Source organism: Bacillus sp. SIMBA_005 (genome assembly GCF_046535585.1).
GTDB classification, from domain to species: Bacteria; Bacillota; Bacilli; order Bacillales; family Bacillaceae; genus Bacillus; species Bacillus pumilus.
In genome coordinates, this window is record NZ_JAWRWI010000678.1 from 1 (window position 1) to 258 (window position 258).

The 258-nt window shown below is 46.9% G+C and carries 1 protein-coding gene and 1 pseudogene; one reads left to right on the top strand and one right to left on the bottom strand.

What is annotated here, in order from left to right; genetic code table 11:
- Positions 1–111 (top strand): hypothetical protein (locus tag SB660_RS21800; protein WP_410584519.1); only part of this gene is annotated, 111 nt, incomplete at its 5' end.
- A 28-nt stretch (positions 112–139) separates the two neighbouring features.
- Here the strand turns inward: SB660_RS21800 and SB660_RS21805 are convergent.
- Positions 140–258: pseudogene (locus tag SB660_RS21805) on the bottom strand (SDR family oxidoreductase); the annotation flags it as partial.

The window sequence follows — 258 nt, forward strand, 5'->3', positions numbered from 1 at the left end:
GGTCTGATATTGTTTCGGCTGGATGAAGGAAAGACACATGAGCCAGAAGTGCTGGCGAGGGAGTTTTTGCAGTTTTTGGATGTGAAGAAATATAAGGTTGTATTGCTTTAAAAGACAAAAAGAGAGGGGGCTCCCTCTCTTATTTCGTTTCTTCCTTCCATTTCTCATCAATCAGCATCTTCCCAGGCCATGTGTACGCCATGATGCCGCCGTCTGCGGTGATGTCTTCTCCCGTGACGTATGAGCTGTCGTCTGATG